This window comes from Methanosalsum natronophilum, from assembly GCF_024808815.1.
In the GTDB taxonomy this organism is placed as follows: Archaea; Halobacteriota; Methanosarcinia; order Methanosarcinales; family Methanosarcinaceae; genus Methanosalsum; species Methanosalsum natronophilum.
The window spans coordinates 1-2,509 of the sequence record NZ_JANUCS010000035.1; the positions used below are offsets into that span (position 1 = coordinate 1).

The window sequence follows — 2,509 nt, forward strand, 5'->3', positions numbered from 1 at the left end:
ATGCCTGTATAGTCCACCATCTTCCTATTACCCCCAATTATATTCTCAGCAACTGCAAACGCTTCCAGGTTAGCTGTAGGGATAAGTTTGGGGCCTTTCTCATTACAATCCCCTGCTGCATACACTATAGGATTACATGGACTCTGCAAATACTTGTTTACAACAACACCAGCATTACTCACTTCAATATTAGCTTTCGATGGCTCCATTTTCTCAATATCAACTACTCTACCTGCCCCCTGTACTACGAGATCACATTTATATTCTGTTCGATCCTTTGTTTTCACAACAAACTTATCATCTTCTTTAGTTACTGAGATAACTGGTGCATTCTTGACAACATCGATACCCATATCCTTGGTAGCCTCGAGAACAATATTCACCATATCACGATCAAATTCTTTCAAGACCTGCGCACTTCGGTTAAGAATCGTTACTTTTGCACCTGCAAGTGCTGCAACATGAGCAAACTCGAAAGAGATATAACCCCCACCTATGAAAACAATTTCTTCAGGTAATTGTTCTAGGTCAAGAAAATCATCGCTTGTTAGTAAATGTTCTTCCCCTTTGATCCCTAGCTTACGTGGTCGTGCACCAATCGCCAGTACAATGGTTTTAGCATGTACTATCTTCCCATTAATATCCAATACCGATTTACCTCTAAACTTTGCAGTACCGTGATAGGTGGTAATTTCCCTTGAACTCAAATTAGTTTCTACTCGTTCTGGCACGGGGTCAGTGAACTGGTTTTTGACATTAATAAGAGACGACCAATCTATCTTGGTATCCTTACAACCCTGTATACCTCTACCATCCATCTTACGGGTAAGATCGATCACTTCAGCTGCTGAAGTAAGCACCTTTTTGGGATTACAACCCCTTTGTGCACACGTACCGCCATAACTCCTATCATCAACTATAGCTACATCCATACCAGCAGACCTGCATTTATGAGCAACTGTAGTTCCCGAAGCCCCCGTACCAACAACAACAACATCATGATGAATGTGTGCATGCGTCTCTTCACTCATACTAATCTCAGGTTTCCTGAAATCTTCATATATCTTAATAGCTTCATCATCGGAAACGTCGTACCAATTCCTGTAAACCTGTGCTACAGCCCTGAAATCCTCGGGTTTTGTGAGTACAATATAATCGTCAGCTTCACTTCGAATCTGTAAACTCGTCCTACGACCTGCCACTGGTACTGCTACCACAACCCTTTCAGCTTTCATGTTCCTGCACATTCGTATAGCAGCCATCATCGTGGATCCCATTGCAATCCCGTCATCCACGAGAATAACAGTCCTACCCTCCATCTCTGGTAATGGTTCACTTTTTCTTATGACCTTGATACGACGTGTGATCTCTTTTATCTGTTCTTTCTTTATGCGTTCAATAGTACCCCGATCTAACCAAAGTGCAGCATCTTTTATGATATAGTCACTACCATCCTCAGCGATCGCACCAAAACCTCCTTCAGTATAATCGGGAAATGGTAATTTCCTTGATACCAAGTACGAGAACTCACAATTCAAGTGTTTGGCCACTTCTGCACCTACCTGTGCACCACCTTTTGGTATAGCAAGAACAAGTGGCTTATTTTCACTATACGGTTCCAGTTTTCTTGCAAGTTGTTCACCAGCATCAATCCTATCCTCAAACATGATCTCCATAATCTCCTTAAATTAATTTCATCTCAAAGTTCAATAACTGATCCACTAGAAACTTTAGATTCGGGTAAGCATAGTTCGATCACTTTTAATGCAATATCTTCAGGTTTTAGTTCTGGTCGAGGCATTTCACTATACAGTGATCTGTAGAGTCCAGTATCCACACTACCTGGACACAATGCATACACATCAACATTTTCAACCTCTTTTGAAACTGATTGTGTCAAGCTGATAATACCCGATTTGGACGCACTGTATACAGAGAGTTCAGGTATACCATAAAGTCCAGGACCTGAAGAAATATTGATCATTTTGCTTCTTTTACTCGATTTTCTATACATCAAAAAATATTTCATGCACAGAAACACACCTTTTAAGTTTGTGTTCATTACCATATCATAATCATTTACTGTAGTTTCAAGTAAGGTTTTTCTTACAGCAGTTCCTGCATTGTTCACAAGTATATCTATATGACCAAATTGATCCATCGTTGTTGTGATAAGGTCCTCGACATCATTTTCATTGGTAACATCTGCCTGGACATAGCTTGATCTTGTATTAAATCGTATCAAAACATCTTTTAGTTGCTTAGGGTCATTTTTATTCATCATTCATAACTTGTTTTCGATATTTAGTACACCATACGATATGATAATTGATTTCATATACACCAGAACTTGAATAAGACATATCCTCATATAGGTACGAAAGATATTTAAATGTTTTTTACCTATAGATATCTAATGCAGAAATCTTATAAGTTCAGATTGTATCCTACAAAAAAACAGGAAGTGACTTTGAATAAGACACTTGATGTGTGTAGACATATCTATAAC

General features: G+C 39.0%; 3 protein-coding genes and 1 pseudogene. 1 reads left to right on the forward strand and 3 read right to left on the reverse strand.

All coding sequences use genetic code 11. From position 1 onward, the window contains the following. The 3 genes and pseudogenes from J2T59_RS10120 to J2T59_RS10255 form a co-directional block, all read right to left on the reverse strand. Positions 1-1,676: FAD-dependent oxidoreductase (locus tag J2T59_RS10120; RefSeq protein WP_259135819.1), on the reverse strand; the 1,676-nt coding region annotated here is incomplete at its 3' end. 23 nt (positions 1,677-1,699) lie between these two features. Further along, positions 1,700-2,284, reverse strand: a complete 585-nt coding sequence (locus J2T59_RS10125; protein ID WP_259135820.1) for an SDR family oxidoreductase — start codon at positions 2,282-2,284, stop codon at positions 1,700-1,702. Then, positions 2,277-2,363 (reverse strand): annotated as a pseudogene (locus J2T59_RS10255) (transposase); the annotation flags it as partial. The gene J2T59_RS10125 and the pseudogene J2T59_RS10255, both read right to left, overlap by 8 nt. Positions 2,364-2,416: 53 nt before the next feature. On the opposite strand from J2T59_RS10255, the gene J2T59_RS10135 reads away from it, so the two are divergent. Next, positions 2,417-2,509, forward strand: a 93-nt coding sequence (locus J2T59_RS10135) for a helix-turn-helix domain-containing protein (protein ID WP_259135823.1), incomplete at its 3' end; no start/stop codon positions are given.

What these genes read in the sequence shown, in the direction of transcription:
- J2T59_RS10125 (WP_259135820.1), bottom strand. Translation starts at nt 2,284, where the DNA reads ATGATGAATAAAAATGACCCTAAGCAACTAAAAGATGTTTTGATACGA.